A 15366-nucleotide genomic window follows, 5' to 3' on the forward strand; every position below is an offset into this window, starting at 1 on the left:
TAAAAAATTTATTCAGCCTAGGAATTCAATATTTTTATTACTGCCTGAAGTAATCAGACATTATTTAAAATAAGTTTTTTATTCTGATGTCTTTCAACTCAATCAGCTACAATTTTGAGTTTCATAATATTTCGATACTGAATCTGAATATATATAGATTAAAATGCACACATATTTAATAATTTTTCATTATGATTCAAAATAATTCGATACACTTTTAAATGATATTGGAATGATAAATAGAAAATAATTAAGTAAATTGATAATAAAATTAATAGGAATTGTTTATTTATATTTCTTTTGTCATAATTAAATGTAGTAAATGCTAAAACTATAATATGGATACACAAGAACGCCTTGCCTGGATTGAATTGGCATTGACTCCGTTTGTTGGTGCTGAAACTTTTCTTCGTATAATTAAATATTTTGGTTCTGCACAAAATGCTCTGAGTGCATCTGCTGCTGAAGTAACTCCTTTTTTTCATCATCAGCAAGCCGGTAAATATTGGCACAGTAAAATAGCTAAACAGGCAACAGAAGGTGCTTTAGAGTGGGAGCAGGCGCATTCTGATGCACGTTTATTATTACTGGTAGATAATGATTTTCCGGCAATGTTAACTAATGGATTGACGCCGCCACCATTATTGTTTGTTCGTGGTGATAGCCAGTGTTTGCATCAACCTGCTTTATCAATTGTTGGTAGTCGGCATGCTACTCCACAAGCCATGCGCATTACTCGTGATTTTGCTGCTGCGCTGGCTCAGAAAGGTGTAACAATTATTTCAGGTATGGCTAGTGGCGCAGATACAGCAGCACATCAGGGTGCTTTGCAGGCGATGGGTACAACAGTGGCAGTTTGGGGTACAGGTATTGACAGAGTATATCCGGCACGTAACAAAAATTTAGCCACACAAATTGCTGCTCATGGCTGTATTATTTCTGAATTTCCCTTGGCTACTCGTCCTTCGCCCGGAAATTTTCCGCGACGTAACCGCTTGATTGCTGCACTTAGTCAGGGTACGCTGGTAGTTGAAGCCGCAACTGAATCGGGCTCATTGATTACTGCAAGACTGGCTGGAGAAATGGGGCGGGAAGTTATGGCGATACCGGGTTCTATTGATAACCCTTTAAGTAAAGGCTGTCACGCATTAATCAAACAGGGTGCCAAATTAGTAGAAAATCTGGAAGATATTTTGCAGGAATGTCCACGCCTCTTGCAAAAAAAAGATTTGCAATCATATAGCAATCGTCCTCATCTGCAAACTGATGATGTAAGTAAATCATCTACAAATACTGATAGTTCAGAAGATTCATTATCAGTTCATTCACCAGATTGTATACTTAACCCGATGGAGCAGCAGGTGCTGGACGGACTGGGTTACGGCATAATGCATCCGGATATGTTAGTTACAGCACTTGGCATGGCTGCTACAGATGTGTATGCTCATCTCGTGACATTGGAGCTTGGTGGCTGGATTACCACTCTGCCAGGCGGTTGTTATCAACGCATTAAATCTTGAGAGGAAAGCAAATGATTGATGTAATAGCGTTTTTGATTGAGCACTTTCAAGACGTTGATGCATTTCCACCGCGTAAAGACTTAGGCGTATTGTTGGAAGAAGTCGGTTTTAATGATGAAGAAATCGGCGATGCTTTATCCTGTCTGGACGATTTGCGTTTTGAACCATTAATTCCGGCAGAAAAGTTACGCAATAGCACTGGATCACGCATTTATAATAATGAAGAGCTCGATGCGCTTCCGCTTGAAGTGCGTGGACTGGTACATTTTCTGGAGCAGAATGGTGCTCTTAATCCAGAGCAGCGTGAATTTGTACTCAATGCCCTGATGAACTTACCTTACGAAGATATTACGGTGGATCATGCTAAAGTATTAGCTTTACTGGTGTTATGGGCACACCGCTCAGAATTACCGGTGCTGATAGGTGATGAATTAATGGCTGCGCTCAATGGTGAAGCCGTCATGCAGTAAGTTACTGAAGCGATACAGTTGCTTGAAAGCTTTCAGTCAGCGTGTCTGAAAGCTTTTTGCATTGTTCAAATGTATTTATTAGAATAATCCAGACTAACAACATATCACAAATATTTAAATTACGAATGTGAGCCTGAACTAATGGCAAAATACCTGTTGATTGTTGAATCTCCATCTAAAGCGAAAACGCTGAAGAAATATTTAGGTAGCGATTTTGAAATTCTCGCTTCCTACGGTCACGTGCGTGATCTGGTTCCCAAAAGCGGTGCAGTGGATCCGGAAAATGACTTTGCTATGAAATACCAGTTAGTAAGTCGTAATGCCAAACATCTCGATGCAATTGTGGCTGCAGCTAAAGAGGCTGATGCATTGTATCTGGCTACCGACCCGGATAGGGAAGGTGAAGCCATCTCATGGCATTTGCAGGAAATACTGAAATCCAAACGCGGTCTGAAAAACCTGCAGCCAAAGCGGGTAGTGTTTCATGAAGTGACCAAAAAAGCTGTACTGGATGCAGTAGCTCATCCGCGTGAATTGTCACAAACGCTGGTAGATGCGCAGCAGACGAGACGGGCACTGGATTATCTGGTAGGTTTTAATCTGTCACCTTTATTGTGGAAAAAAATTCGTCGTGGTTTATCTGCTGGCAGAGTACAAAGCCCGGCATTACGCATGATTTGTGAACGAGAAGAGGAAATCCGCGAGTTTACTGCACAGGAATACTGGACTGTACACCTTGACAGCCATAAAGCACGTACTAAATTTACCGCTAAACTAACTCATTGGCAGGGACAGAAGCTGGAACAATTTGACATTCCTGATGAGGAACGTCAGCAAGGTATCGTTTCTGCTTTGGCCGGTCAACCAGCTCATGTATCTAACGTAGAAAAGAAAAAGCGCAGCCGTAATCCTGCTGCTCCATTTACCACCTCGACTATGCAGCAGGAAGCAGTACGTAAGCTGAGTATGACCACTGATCGTACCATGCGTACCGCACAGCAGTTATATGAAGGTGTGGATGTCGGACAAGGAGCTGTGGGTCTGATTACGTATATGCGTACCGATTCGGTTAGTCTCTCAGATGAAGCTGTAACAGAAATACGTCATTATATTGACAACAAAATCGGTAATGAATTTTTACCTTCATCGCCCAAAATATACAAAACCAAATCTAAAAATGCACAGGAAGCGCATGAGGCTATTCGTCCTACCTCAGTATATCGTACGCCAGAAGCAGTAAAACCATTTCTGACTGCCGACCAGTTTCGCCTGTATCAGATGATATGGCAGCGGGCAGTGGCCTGTCAGATGGCGCCTGCACGCTTTGATACTACCAGTGTTGATATTGTTGTGGGTAAAGGTATCTTCAGAGTAACCGGACAGGTACAAACTTTTGCCGGTTTCCTCAGTGTCTATGAAGAGGGTGTGGACGACAGCGAAGAAGATGAGAATGCCAAAAAATTGCCGGAACTACATGAGGGTGACAGTTTGCCGGTTGACAGGATTTTTGGCGAGCAGCATTTTACCCAGCCGCCACCACGTTATTCTGAAGCCAGTCTGGTCAAAGCACTGGAAGAGTATGGTATTGGTCGCCCATCAACCTATGCAAGTATTATTTCCACACTAAAAGAGCGGGAATATGTTACTCTGGAGCAGAAACGTTTTATGCCCACTGATACCGGTGAAGTGGTTAATAAATTTCTGACCGAACATTTCGGTCAGTATGTGGATTATAACTTTACTGCCAGACTGGAAAATCAGCTGGATGATATAGCCGGCGGTAAACGGGAATGGAAACCCGTAATGCAGCAGTTCTGGAAAGGCTTTGATAAAGAAATCAAAGCTAAGGAAGATATACCCCGCGCAGAATTAACTGCCGAAAATCTGGATGAAATCTGTCCTAAATGCGGTACCCATCAATTACAAATTAAATTTGGTAAGCGCGGGCGTTTTATTGCATGCAGCGGTTATCCGGAATGTGACTACACCCGCAATGTTAATGAAACAGCCGAGGAAGCAGCAAAGGCAGCGGAAGAACCGACAGTTGTAGAAGGGCGGGTTTGTCCGAAGTGTGAAGGACAATTGGTATATAAACGCGGACGTTACGGCAAATTTATCGGTTGTTCCAATTATCCTAAATGTAAATATATTGAACCGCTTGAAAAGCCAAAAGATACTGGTATTGAGTGCCCTAAATGTCATAAAGGCAGTCTGATTGAGCGTAAAAGCCGTTATGGTAAATTATTTTACAGTTGTAATACTTATCCGGACTGTGATTATGCTGTCTGGAATCCGCCGGTTAAAGAAAGCTGTCCGCAGTGTGGCTGGCCAATAATGACCATCAAAACAACTAAGCGGCGTGGAACTGAAAAAGTGTGTCCGCAAAAAGAGTGCGGTTATACCGAGCAGATTGAACCACCTGCACCAAAAGAATAAATCAGGCTGCTTTAAGAAATTAGATGTATCAAGACTTTCAGAATGCCTGAAAGTCTTTTTTTATCGGAGTGAGTATACGTGGCAAAAGTACAGTATCAGCATCGCAATCAGGTACGCATTATTGGCGGTACTCATCGCGGACGTAAATTAACATTTCCGGCAGCCGAAGGACTGCGTCCGACTGCAGATAGCGTGCGTGAACGATTGTTTAACTGGCTGGGACAGGATTTAACCGGAATGGCAGTTCTGGACCTTTTTGCCGGTAGTGGGGTAATGGGGCTGGAGGCTGCCTCACGAAATGCTGCCAAAGTTACTATGATAGAAAAAAATCGTCAGGTTGCGGCAGCAATAAAAAGTAATGTGCAGCAATTGAATTTTGGGCAGATAGAGCTTATCTGTACAGAAGCACACAGTTTTCTCATAAATAATCACCAGCAATTTAACATAGTATTTCTCGATCCGCCGTATGTCTGGCAGCAATGGCATGAACTGCTGGAGGTTGTTTCATTACATTTGCTTCCGAATGCGCGCGTATACATGGAAAGTAACACATTACCTGTACTTCCAGCTGGCTGGGAGGTACTTAAACAAGGAAAGTCAGGTATAAGTCGTTTTGAATTATTAACTTATCATAAAATTGATACTGAGTAGGGAGAAAGACCGGATTGCAGGAGAGAAAACAAAATAGTGCTATAATCCGCGCCCAACGGTTTAGAGTTAAATTTAACGATAAAGGAAAAACATGTCACTCTTGATAACAGATGAGTGCATTAACTGCGATGTATGTGAGCCTGAGTGCCCGAACAACGCTATTTATCAGGGTGATGAGATTTATGAAATCACCCCTGAGCGCTGTACACAGTGTGTCGGCCATTATGATGAGCCGCAATGCCAGCAGGTTTGCCCGGTAGACTGTATCATTATTGATGAAGAACATCCGGAAAGCGAAGAAGAGCTGGAAGCAAAATATCAGCAGCTAATGGCGGAAAAAGAGTAAATTTTTCCAAGCATGAAATGTATTTGAAACAGTTGATTACTATTTTAAGCAAAAAAAAATGCTGAATAGACTTGACGAAGTGGCAAATGAACATTATCATGCCGTTCTCTTTTGGAGGGATTCCCGAGCGGCCAAAGGGGGCAGACTGTAAATCTGTTGCGAAAGCTTCGAAGGTTCGAATCCTTCTCCCTCCACCAAAATTCCAGTCTTACTTGTAATTTTTTTAAGTGAGTATGCGGGTGTAGCTCAATGGTAGAGCAGAAGCCTTCCAAGCTTACGGTGAGGGTTCGATTCCCTTCACCCGCTCCAGATAAGTAAATACCTACCGTACGCCCATGTAGCTCAGGGGTAGAGCACTCCCTTGGTAAGGGAGAGGCCGACAGTTCAATTCTGTCCATGGGCACCATTAGAATTGATAAACCTAATCATCTTTAGATAGGAAGTAGCCATGGCTAAAGAAAAATTCGAGCGGAGCAAACCGCACGTAAACGTTGGCACCATTGGTCACGTTGACCATGGTAAAACCACTTTGACTGCTGCAATGTGTACCATTTTGTCCCAGAAATTCGGTGGTGCAGCCAAAGCTTATGATCAGATTGACAATGCCCCGGAAGAAAAAGCCCGTGGTATTACCATTAATACATCACACGTAGAATACGAAACCGCAGAACGTCACTATGCACACGTTGACTGCCCGGGACACGCTGACTACGTGAAAAACATGATTACCGGTGCTGCCCAGATGGACGGCGCGATTCTGGTGGTTTCTGCAGCTGACGGTCCAATGCCACAAACCCGTGAGCACATCCTGTTAGCCCGTCAAGTAGGTGTACCTTACATTATCGTTTACATGAACAAATGTGACATGGTAGACGACGAAGAGTTGCTGGAACTGGTAGAAATGGAAATTCGTGACCTGTTGTCAAGCTACGAATTCCCGGGTGATGATGTTCCTTTGATTAAAGGTTCAGCTCTGAAAGCACTGGAAGGTGACCAGTCAGACATCGGTGAAGCTTCAATTATGGCTTTGGCAGATGCACTGGACAGCTACATTCCTACACCGGAACGTGCAGTAGACAAACCATTCCTGTTGCCGATTGAAGACGTATTCTCAATTTCAGGTCGTGGTACCGTGGTTACTGGTCGTGTAGAACGCGGTGTAATCAATGTAGGTGACGAAATTGAAATCGTTGGTTTGAAAGACACCCAGAAAACCACATGTACTGGCGTTGAAATGTTCCGCAAATTGCTGGATCAGGGTCAGGCAGGTGATAACGTAGGTGTATTGCTGCGTGGTACCAAACGTGAAGAAGTAGAACGTGGTCAGGTACTGGCAAAACCGGGCAGCATCACCCCGCACACCAAATTCAAAGCAGAAGTATACGTACTGAGCAAAGAAGAAGGTGGTCGTCATACACCGTTCTTTGCGAACTACCGTCCGCAGTTCTATTTCCGTACAACAGACGTAACTGGCGCAGTAAGCCTGGCGGAAGGAGTGGAAATGGTAATGCCGGGAGAGAATGTAACGATAGACGTAGAACTGATTCATCCGATTGCGATGGAAGAAGGCTTACGCTTTGCGATTCGTGAAGGTGGCCGAACAGTTGGTGCCGGTGTGGTTGCTAAAGTTATCGCTTAATCAGGAAGAATATAGATATGAAAAACCAGAAAATCCGTATTCGTCTGAAAGCTTATGACTACGCTCTAATTGATCGTTCTGCACAGGAAATCGTAGACACTGCCAAACGTACTGGCGCTGTGGTAAAAGGTCCGATTCCTCTGCCAACCAAAATCGAACGTTTTAATCTGCTGCGTTCTCCTCACGTGAATAAAACTTCACGTGAACAGTTGGAAATTCGTACTCATCTGCGTCTGATGGACATTATCGACTGGACTGATAAAACCACTGATGCATTGATGAAACTGGACTTGCCAGCTGGTGTTGATGTTGAAATTAAAGTTCAATAATTAATTGAATTACTAAAACGGACTGGATATTATCCAGTCCGTTTTTTATTTATTCTTAATTCGGCTAATTGAACAGGTTAGAATCACCAATCCAGAATTTTAGGCAAAATCTGTGCTGTGACAGGTGAGGTGGATATTTTGCGGTTAATGATTTTTCCGTTAATGCAGAATTTATTAGCCAGTTTCAATTGGTGTGCAGAGTATTTAGTTAATAGTTTAAGCCATAAAAAAACCAATACCATACTGAGTATTGGCTATGGTGGAAAAAACAGATTAATGCAGTTTGCTAATATTTCACAGCAATTGTTGTTGAATGTGATATTTAATTATATCTGCCATTGTTTTTATCCCTGTATCAATTTTTTCTTCTGAAACAGTTACAAAAGCCAGCCTTAAACAATTATTTTTTTCACCGTGTACATAGAAAGTTTCACCGGGAGCAAAAACTATTTTCTGAGCAATGGCTTCTTTGAGTAATTCAGTAGCATTAATATATTCAGGTAATTCAACCCAGATAAACATACCTCCTTCAGGTTGATTCCAGCTAACTTCTTTAGGCATATACTGTGCTAATGATTGCAACATATACTGGCAGCGGGCATTATAAAGCTGGCGGATTTTCGGAATATGATGATTGAGAAAATTATTTTTACTAAGAACCTGATAAGCAATGTACTGGGTCAGGCTAGGGGTATGTAAATCAGAAGCTTGTTTTAGCGGAAGCAGTTTACTGATGAATTGCTTATTCGCGACCAGATATCCTAAACGGAGCCCCGGCGCTAAAATTTTGGAAAAAGAACCTAAATAAACAGTGTTTTCTGGTGCCAGCGTATATAAAGCAGGCAGGCGCTGCCCCTGATAATCCAAATCGCCATAAGGATCATCTTCAATCAGCAATAAATTATTCTGTTTTGCTTTTGCGGCTAAAGCTTGTCGTCGGTGTAATGGTAACCGACGTCCGGTAGGGTTTTGAAAGTTTGGAATGCTATATAGAAATTTTGCAGAGCTTGCCAGTTCATTATCAATAGTTTCAGGAATTAAGCCTTCATTATCACTGACAATAGCTACATATTCGGGATTGTATTGATTAAAGGATTGTAATGCTCCAAGATAAGTAGGAGTTTCTACCAGTACTGTATCGTTAGTATCAATTAGTGCTTTCCCGATTAAATCCAATGCCTGCTGTGAACCAGTTACTATCAGAACTTCATCACTACTGACAGATACATGATCACGTTCAGATAAATAATTAGCTATCCATTGCCGTAAAGGTGTATAGCCTTCACTTGGTCCATATTGTAGTGCACCATAAATATCCTGGTTTTCCAGTAAGACATTAGCTGCATCTTTGATTTCTGATAATGGAAATGTATCTGGTGCCGGTAAGCCGCCAGCAAATGAAATAACATCTGCCTGTTCGGTGACTTTAAGGATTTCTCTGATGGTTGAGCTTTTTAAATTTTGCGCACGTCGGGAAAATTTCCAGGACATAAATCTGACCTTTTTAGATGATATTTGCTTAATTGTTAAAATATATTTATCTTATTTGATTTTAAAATTATTTTTTAATTGTGGTTTGGATAATGCAACGAGTTTTATATCGTACTTAGTAAAGCGTAATATCAGCCGGAGAATATTCAATATCTGAAAAGCTTTTCGATGAGTAACATAAAATTAGTATAGCGTCTGTGCAAAAATACTGACAGATAACGCTATACTTGTACTTCATTATTACAATCAGTATGGGTTATTCATAAGCATGCTGTTTCGGTAGCCAACAGACTGTCAATTGTTTCTCGCTGACGAATCAGATGATGTTCTGTACCATTAACCAATACCTCAGCGGCACGACAGCGAGTGTTATAGTTACTTGCCATACTGGAAGCATATGCCCCAGCACTTTGTATTAACAGTAAATCACCTGCTTTAGCCGCAATGGTTCGGTCTTTAGCCAGAAAATCTCCGGTTTCGCAAATTGGTCCTACGACATCAGCAACAAATTTATCTGCTGTTGTCGGACTGGCGTTAATAATATTGTGATAGGCCTGATATAGTGAAGGCCGCATCAGATCATTCATGGCCGCATCTACAATCACAAAGTTCTTTTCTTCACCTTGTTTAATGTATTCAACTGTAGTGAGCAAACTGCCGGTATTACCAATCAGACTGCGCCCGGGTTCCAGTATTAAAGGCAGGTTACGCCCGGATAACAATTTGCTGACTGCTGCTGCATAAGCATTCAGATCAGGCACATTTTCGTTTTGATAAACAATACCTATGCCACCACCCAAATCAATATGCTCTATCCGGATTCCCAGTTCGTCTAGTTTGTCTACTAGTACTAATAATCGTTGTAATGCTTCGATTAAAGGTGATAAATCAGTTAGTTGTGAGCCAATGTGACAGTCAATTCCTGTAATTTTTAAGTGCGGTAACGTAGCAGCAAGCTGATATGCTGCTAATGCATCCTGACTGGCAATTCCGAATTTATTGGCTTTTAACCCAGTAGAAATATATGGATGGGTATGAGCATCAACATCAGGATTAATACGCAATGATACCGGGGCAATTTTATTCAGACGCTGGGCAATACTATTAATACGTTCCAGCTCAGCCAGTGATTCAACATTAAAACAGCGAATATTGTTTTTCAGGGCAAATTCAATTTCAGCACTGCTTTTGCCCACGCCGGAAAAGATGACCTTGTCGGCAGCTCCGCCAGCCAGTAATACCCGCTCTAATTCTCCGCCTGAAACGATATCAAAACCGCAGCCCAGACTGGCAAAATAGCGCAGAATAGATAAATTTCCATTGGCTTTGACTGCGTAACATATTAAAGGTTTTAAATCGGCAAAAGCCTGCTGATAAAGATTAAAAGCATCTGTCATTGCTTTCTGGCTATAAACATATAATGGTGTACCATACTGTGCAGCCAGTACAGAGTAGGGTACTTGTTCACATTTCAGGGATTTAGTCATGTTTAGGTAAATTTTTCTGATCAATCGGATCAATAGTCAGTCCGGTTTGTACAGGTCCGTATTTAGCTTTATCTCCCTCTTTTGGCAAATAAAGATCACCCTTATAACCACAGGCCGCTAAACAACTGGTTGCAATTACAGTTAAAAAGAAGAAACGAAACATTAATCTGACCTATTGTAGTTAAGCTGGCAGTGAACAGCTGTACTGCCAGAACGGATAAAACTAGGATTTAAACATATTATATGGCAAGATAACAGTTTGAATGTAATAAAATGCAGGGGTATGGTAAGCAAGATGACCGAAAGTGAATTTTTGCAATATAGTGATGATTTGTTTGGCTATATTGAGGAAAAAATAGATGAAGGCGGTTGGGATCTTGATTGTGAAGCTGGTGGAAATGTACTCACAATTGAAGCAGAAAGTGGAGAGCAGATTATTGTAAACCGGCATGCTGCCACTCAGGAATTATGGATAGCAGCAAAAAGTGGTGGTTATCATTTTGCCTGCAAGAACGGTCAATGGCTTTCAGCACGGGATGGCAGTGAATTTTTTGCGGTCTTAAATCAGGTGCTGTCTGCCGCTTGTGATGATGACGTATCAATTCCGGTTTTGAGCTGATTTCTAATAAGGGGAAATAGTGATGTTGCATACCTTGATTAAACATGATTTGAAGGCTTTACAGGCATTTGTGGCCATTGTTGAATGTCAGGGTGTGACTGCTGCACAGAAACGATTGAATATGTCACAATCGGCAATCAGTATGCATTTGGCGCACCTGGAAGAAAGTCTGGGGGTGATATTATGCCGACGCGGTCGTTCCGGTTTTGGGCTGACTAAAGCCGGACATCAATTATATGAAGCTTGTACATTACTTTTACAGGCAACATCTGAGTTTCATCGGGAAGTACAGAATATTAAATGGCATCGTTCTGTGCTTTCCGGTAAGTTGCGAATTGGCTTAGTTGAGTATTTACCACCTGATTTTCAGCGTATTTTTAATCAGGTAATTGCCAGTGCCTATCAGCATTATCCGGAGTTGCGTCTGACTATTGATATTTGTGCGCCACATGATATCGAAACCGCTATTGCCAATAATCAGATGGATTTTGGTATCGGCTATTACTATAGTCTGCTGAAAAATTTGCAATATCAGATAGTTTTCGAGCAGCGTGAGCATGTTTATTGTCATGCAGAACATCCGGCTGCAAAAGTTAAAGATTTAACATTAAATCAGCTTGCTGAAGAATATCACTGGGTAAAACGTACCTATGCTGATTTTCCGGCTAATGCCGGCTTTTCTGCCGGAGTAACTACGGCTACTGCAGATAAAGAGCGGGCAACATTGTTGTTTATTCTCGCAGGCAGCCATCTTGGTTTTTTATCACAAGATATGGCTGAGCCTTACGTTCGTACAGGTGAACTGGTGCCATTACTGGCACAGCAGGCGACTAATATAGTAAATCATTTTGCTGTTACCCGTCCTACGCCTGATCCACGGGTAAACTGGTTTCTGGGAGAGTTAAGCGGTCTGTTGCCTTAAAGCAGTTAAGAACGAAGTATCCCTTTAAATTAGATAGCTAGCCGAAAAAATTACAAATCAATAAATAATAAGTAAATTTTTATTTAAAGTAAGTATTTAAACAAAAATAGAAGACTGATAAACGCTAAACCAATAATATGTATAACTTCTAAAAAAGATAAACATTTTTATAGGTTAAATGGGATTAAAAACGAATTATGTATGGTTTTTATCCTAGGAAAAAATATTTATCTCTTTATAGATTTTATTTACTATTGATAATGTTTTCAATTAATGAACATACTAATTTAATATCTTCAATAGTAGTTCGCCAGTTTACAAATACTGCACGTATACCTTTTTCATGATTAAAAGTGGTTGGTGTCATAAATACAAGACCGGTTTTATTTAATTTTTGCAGAAATTCAGCGGTATCGCATGCAGCAGTAACTTTAAAGCAGACAATATTTAAATGTACTTCAGCCAATAATTCAAAATAGCTGCTTTTACGTATATAGTTACCAAATTCTTGAGCCAGCTTAATAGAATTATCCACAATATACCGATACCCTTCTCTGCCATAGGCTAACAGACTGAACAATACTGGTAATGCTTTTAGTCTTATGGAATTTTCCGGCAACATATTCATAAAGTTAAAATTTTCCAGTTGATTTTCCAGATAAGGAGCACTGCTGTTTTTAAACTGGTTAAACTGAAAACTGAAATGCTTTTTTCGTATAAAAAAGCAGGCATTTTCATAAGGTACGTTTAACCATTTATGGCAATCTATGGCAATGCTGTCAGCCATTTCCCAACCATTGAGTAAATGCGGATAGTGTGAAGAGCAGGCGGCAAATGCTCCAAAGGCGGCATCAATATGTATCCAACAGTTATGGCTATGCTTCAACTCCATAATTTCCGCAATAGCATCAAAATCAGCTGTATTGGCTGTGCCCGCATTTAAAACCAGAATAAATGGTTGGTGCTGGAAATTATATTCAATAAACAGTTTTAATTTGGCTACGTTAATGGCTTCACGCTGATTTGAAAGAGTAGGAATATTAATTAAGTTATTTCTGCCTAAACCAAGCATAGCCAATGATTTTAATACTGATGAATGAGGGGTAGCCGATATAACCGGCAGTGACAGAATTATTAAACCATCAGCCGCAATATCCTGCTTAAACTGAGTACCAAACAATTGTCTGGCCACAGCCAGCGCAGAAAAATTTGCCATGGTCTTGCCGGTGACAAATCCGCCGGTAAATTCCCTTGGCAGATTGAATAAATCCAGTAATAAATCAGTTGTCTGAATTTTGATACGTGCAGATACATCTCCCTCGCCGCTGATAGCCTGAGTATTCTGATCGTAAATAGTGGCCAGAATATCGCCTATTATTGCAGCCGGTGTACTGCCTCCGGTTACATACCCCCAATATCTGGGACCGCCTGAAGCAACAATAAACTCTTTAAACTGAGTATTAAATTAATTTAAGGCCGCTAATCCGCCATAACCTTGCTCTGGTAGATTCAGTTGCGGCAAACTATTTTGCTGTTGCTAAGTTAATTGGCAACATGTTGGCATACTGTCGAGGTTGTTTAGAAAGTCGATAGATTGATGAAAAGTATTTTCTAATAGTTTATGGATGGCAGTTAAATTGTTGTTTAATATTTTATTCATATATATTTATTGTATGGATTTATCTTGAATTGATTGTATAACTTTTTAATTATTGGAGAAATTTATTTTAAATCTAAGCAATGATATCTTTAGATAAGGCAATAAACTCTGCCTGGTTATGGTAATAGACTTTTCTGGAAAGATTCAGGCAGACATCTTAAAATCTGAATCTGATTTGTATTCTAAAGTCTGTCTATCGTGAATGAATTTGATTTTATTCGTCAATATTTATATCGTCAGCAGCAGGATGAGCAACTTATTCTGGGTATTGGGGATGATGCCGCTATTATAAGACCTCGTAATGGCTATGATCTGCATTTCAGTACTGATATGCTGATAGGCGGAACACATTTTTTTCCGGATGTTGCCCCGGGGGATCTGGCGCATAAAATACTGGCTGTTAATTTGTCGGATATGGCCGCTATGGGAGCCAGTCCACGCTGGGCATTGCTTAGTGTGGCGCTGCCTGAGCTAAATAAAGAATGGTTAACAGCGTTTTGTGATGCTTTGTTTGCTCTTGCTGCGCGTTTTGGGGTAACACTGATTGGTGGTGATACCACTAAAGGTAACTGGATATTTAATGTTAATATTATTGGTGAAGCACCTAGAGGACAGGCTTTGCGACGTGATGCCGCAAAAATCGGTGATGATATCTGGGTATCCGGTCAGTTGGGGCTGGCTGCCGCTGCATTGGATATGCACTGGGGAAAAGTAAAATTACCCGCAGATGTATATAAGACGTGTGAACAGAAACGTCTGCGTCCGGAACCGCGGGTTGCACTAGGAAGACAGCTGCTCTCCCTTGCGCATGCTGCGCAGGATATTTCTGATGGTCTGGCTCAGGATCTCGGACATATTCTGGCTGCGAGTAAGGTGGGTGCACAGTTGAATGTCGATGCTATTCCCGGCTTACAGACTTTACGGCAGATATCTGATGATGAGCAGCAATTAAGGCAATGGATGCTGGCCGGAGGTGATGATTATGAACTGGTATTTACTGCACCTCCTGTACAACGTGAAGCAATTTTAACCGCAGCTCAGACGACTGTTACACCGGTAACACGAATTGGTGCTATTACTGCATCAGGACTATTGCAGTTAAAAGATAATGCGGGCAATATTATCAGCTTATCTAAACAAGGATTTGACCATTTTGGCTGAACAAGATTTGACTACTGCACCGGTAACACCTACCTGGCGCTGGTTGTGCCGGCATCCGGTATGCTGGCTGGGTTTTGGTTTTGGTACGGGATTAGCGCCGAAAGCACCCGGAACATTCGGGACGCTACCAGCCATTCCATTGGCCGCATTATGGCTTATGCTGGGATTACCCCTGTGGCTGAATATCATTTTTGCTTTGTCGCTGTTTCTGGTTGGTATATTTATTTGTGATTATACTGAACAAGCATTGCGCCGGCAGGATTATGGAGGCATCGTCTGGGATGAAATTGCTGCTATGATGCTGATTTTATTTTGTATCCCGGCAGGCTGGATATGGTGGCTGGCTGCTTTTGTTATTTTCCGTTTTTTCGATGCTGTAAAACCATGGCCTATTCGCTGGTTTGACGCCCGGGTACACGGCGGTTTCGGTATTATGCTGGATGATTTGATTGCGGCAATTTTTAGTTTACTGGTGTTATTACTGGCGGGATACTGTATATCATCTTATGATTCAAACTTGAATATATTCAGATAAAATTGCATAAAACAGTTAAATCTTTAATCAATAATAATCCGGAATGCGTTATGCTATGCTAACCATAATGATAAAGTAATCTGCATGGGGCTGATGTCAG

General features: G+C 41.2%; 15 protein-coding genes and 3 tRNA genes. 14 read left to right on the forward strand and 4 right to left on the reverse strand.

The window, feature by feature from the left end; all coding sequences use genetic code 11:
• The first annotated feature begins 338 nt into the window (after positions 1-338).
• The 10 genes from dprA to rpsJ all read left to right on the forward strand — a co-directional run bounded on the left by dprA (position 339) and on the right by rpsJ (position 7391).
• Complete coding sequence (gene dprA, locus H3T75_RS09725; protein ID WP_198211616.1) at positions 339-1520, forward strand: DNA-processing protein DprA; 1182 nt, start codon at positions 339-341, stop codon at positions 1518-1520.
• An 11-nt stretch (positions 1521-1531) separates the two neighbouring features.
• Positions 1532-1990, forward strand: a complete 459-nt coding sequence (locus tag H3T75_RS09730) for a DUF494 family protein (RefSeq protein ID WP_025329887.1) — start codon at positions 1532-1534, stop codon at positions 1988-1990.
• Between the two features lie 141 nt (positions 1991-2131).
• The gene (gene topA / locus H3T75_RS09735) at positions 2132-4426 is read left to right on the forward strand and encodes a type I DNA topoisomerase (protein WP_198211617.1); all 2295 of its coding nucleotides are present in this window, start codon (positions 2132-2134) and stop codon (positions 4424-4426) included.
• Between the two features lie 78 nt (positions 4427-4504).
• Positions 4505-5077 carry a 16S rRNA (guanine(966)-N(2))-methyltransferase RsmD gene (gene rsmD, locus H3T75_RS09740; RefSeq protein WP_025329889.1) on the forward strand — a complete coding sequence of 191 codons (573 nt, stop codon included), beginning with the start codon at positions 4505-4507 and terminating at the stop codon, positions 5075-5077.
• A 91-nt stretch (positions 5078-5168) separates the two neighbouring features.
• A complete protein-coding gene (locus tag H3T75_RS09745; RefSeq protein ID WP_037392355.1) occupies positions 5169-5423 on the forward strand; it encodes a YfhL family 4Fe-4S dicluster ferredoxin in 255 nt (84 codons plus the stop codon).
• 113 nt (positions 5424-5536) lie between these two features.
• Positions 5537-5620 (forward strand) — tRNA-Tyr (locus H3T75_RS09750).
• 38 nt (positions 5621-5658) lie between these two features.
• Positions 5659-5732, forward strand: a tRNA-Gly gene (locus H3T75_RS09755).
• Positions 5733-5754: 22 nt separating this feature from the next.
• Positions 5755-5829: transfer RNA gene (locus tag H3T75_RS09760), tRNA-Thr, on the forward strand.
• Between the two features lie 42 nt (positions 5830-5871).
• Positions 5872-7062, forward strand: coding sequence for an elongation factor Tu (tuf, locus tag H3T75_RS09765; RefSeq protein ID WP_025329891.1), 1191 nt, complete (start codon positions 5872-5874; stop codon positions 7060-7062).
• Positions 7063-7079: 17 nt separating this feature from the next.
• Entirely contained in the window at positions 7080-7391 is a 312-nt protein-coding gene (gene rpsJ, locus H3T75_RS09770; protein ID WP_025329903.1) for a 30S ribosomal protein S10, read from the forward strand.
• Positions 7392-7685: 294 nt separating this feature from the next.
• Here rpsJ and H3T75_RS09775 read toward each other — a convergent pair whose 3' ends face one another.
• The 3 genes from H3T75_RS09775 to H3T75_RS09785 all read right to left on the reverse strand — a co-directional run bounded on the left by H3T75_RS09775 (position 7686) and on the right by H3T75_RS09785 (position 10532).
• Positions 7686-8882 (reverse strand): PLP-dependent aminotransferase family protein, encoded by a 1197-nt coding sequence (locus tag H3T75_RS09775; protein ID WP_198211618.1) that lies wholly within the window; start codon positions 8880-8882, stop codon positions 7686-7688.
• A 260-nt stretch (positions 8883-9142) separates the two neighbouring features.
• Positions 9143-10369, reverse strand: coding sequence for a diaminopimelate decarboxylase (gene lysA / locus H3T75_RS09780; protein ID WP_198211619.1), 1227 nt, complete (start codon positions 10367-10369; stop codon positions 9143-9145).
• Entirely contained in the window at positions 10362-10532 is a 171-nt protein-coding gene (locus H3T75_RS09785; protein WP_078474526.1) for a lipoprotein, read from the reverse strand. Before H3T75_RS09785 ends, lysA begins: the two co-directional genes overlap by 8 nt.
• Positions 10533-10664: 132 nt before the next feature.
• On the opposite strand from H3T75_RS09785, the gene cyaY reads away from it, so the two are divergent.
• The gene (cyaY, locus tag H3T75_RS09790; RefSeq protein ID WP_078474527.1) at positions 10665-10988 is read left to right on the forward strand and encodes an iron donor protein CyaY; all 324 of its coding nucleotides are present in this window, start codon (positions 10665-10667) and stop codon (positions 10986-10988) included.
• Between the two features lie 22 nt (positions 10989-11010).
• Entirely contained in the window at positions 11011-11910 is a 900-nt protein-coding gene (locus H3T75_RS09795; RefSeq protein ID WP_078474528.1) for a LysR family transcriptional regulator, read from the forward strand.
• Positions 11911-12154: 244 nt separating this feature from the next.
• On the opposite strand, the gene H3T75_RS09800 is transcribed toward H3T75_RS09795, so the two are convergent.
• Positions 12155-13351, reverse strand: coding sequence for a pyridoxal-dependent decarboxylase (locus tag H3T75_RS09800; RefSeq protein WP_198211634.1), 1197 nt, complete (start codon positions 13349-13351; stop codon positions 12155-12157).
• A gap of 417 nt (positions 13352-13768) precedes the next feature.
• On the opposite strand from H3T75_RS09800, the gene thiL reads away from it, so the two are divergent.
• Together thiL and H3T75_RS09810 are read left to right on the forward strand one after the other, a co-directional pair.
• Positions 13769-14731, forward strand: coding sequence for a thiamine-phosphate kinase (thiL, locus tag H3T75_RS09805; protein WP_198210354.1), 963 nt, complete (start codon positions 13769-13771; stop codon positions 14729-14731).
• The gene (locus tag H3T75_RS09810) at positions 14715-15266 is read left to right on the forward strand and encodes a phosphatidylglycerophosphatase A (RefSeq protein WP_370524692.1); all 552 of its coding nucleotides are present in this window, start codon (positions 14715-14717) and stop codon (positions 15264-15266) included. The genes thiL and H3T75_RS09810 overlap by 17 nt, the downstream gene beginning before the upstream one ends.
• Positions 15267-15366 lie beyond the last annotated feature (100 nt).

The organism is Snodgrassella sp. W8135, from assembly GCF_016101225.1.
Classification (GTDB): domain Bacteria; phylum Pseudomonadota; class Gammaproteobacteria; order Burkholderiales; family Neisseriaceae; genus Snodgrassella; species Snodgrassella alvi.

Coding starts and splice junctions, on each gene's coding strand:
- topA (WP_198211617.1), top strand. CDS start 2,132: ATGGCAAAATACCTGTTGATTGTTGAATCTCCATCTAAAGCGAAAACG.
- H3T75_RS09795 (WP_078474528.1), top strand. CDS start 11,011: ATGTTGCATACCTTGATTAAACATGATTTGAAGGCTTTACAGGCATTT.
- cyaY (WP_078474527.1), top strand. CDS start 10,665: ATGACCGAAAGTGAATTTTTGCAATATAGTGATGATTTGTTTGGCTAT.
- tuf (WP_025329891.1), top strand. CDS start 5,872: ATGGCTAAAGAAAAATTCGAGCGGAGCAAACCGCACGTAAACGTTGGC.
- lysA (WP_198211619.1), bottom strand. CDS start 10,369: ATGACTAAATCCCTGAAATGTGAACAAGTACCCTACTCTGTACTGGCT.
- H3T75_RS09745 (WP_037392355.1), top strand. CDS start 5,169: ATGTCACTCTTGATAACAGATGAGTGCATTAACTGCGATGTATGTGAG.
- H3T75_RS09730 (WP_025329887.1), top strand. CDS start 1,532: ATGATTGATGTAATAGCGTTTTTGATTGAGCACTTTCAAGACGTTGAT.
- H3T75_RS09785 (WP_078474526.1), bottom strand. CDS start 10,532: ATGTTTCGTTTCTTCTTTTTAACTGTAATTGCAACCAGTTGTTTAGCG.
- rpsJ (WP_025329903.1), top strand. CDS start 7,080: ATGAAAAACCAGAAAATCCGTATTCGTCTGAAAGCTTATGACTACGCT.
- H3T75_RS09775 (WP_198211618.1), bottom strand. CDS start 8,882: ATGTCCTGGAAATTTTCCCGACGTGCGCAAAATTTAAAAAGCTCAACC.
- dprA (WP_198211616.1), top strand. CDS start 339: ATGGATACACAAGAACGCCTTGCCTGGATTGAATTGGCATTGACTCCG.